1 protein-coding gene is annotated in these 204 nt (G+C 52.5%); it reads left to right on the top strand.

Annotation, left to right across the window (positions count from 1 at the left end):
* On the top strand, positions 1-204 hold a 204-nt coding region (locus N475_RS25765; RefSeq protein ID WP_162269625.1), incomplete at both ends, for a hypothetical protein.

The raw sequence follows: 204 nt of genomic DNA, 5'->3' as shown, positions 1-204 counted from the left end.
CGAGGGGTTGCCATTGAATATGCCTTTGGTCAAGTCTTGGCCAAGACCGAAGCTCGGGATGGGCGCGAAGGGCAAACGTATTATCGCATTGTGAATACCAATGAACGGGGGCAGGTGACTGAGTACCTTAAAGGGGGGGTCACCATGCAAGTTGGGTATGATACGCAAGGTATGCTGAGTGCCATTTACACGAAGAGCCATGGG

Source organism: Pseudoalteromonas luteoviolacea DSM 6061, from assembly GCF_001625655.1.
Lineage (GTDB): Bacteria > Pseudomonadota > Gammaproteobacteria > Enterobacterales > Alteromonadaceae > Pseudoalteromonas > Pseudoalteromonas luteoviolacea.
This window is presented reverse-complemented; position numbering and strand designations above follow the sequence as displayed.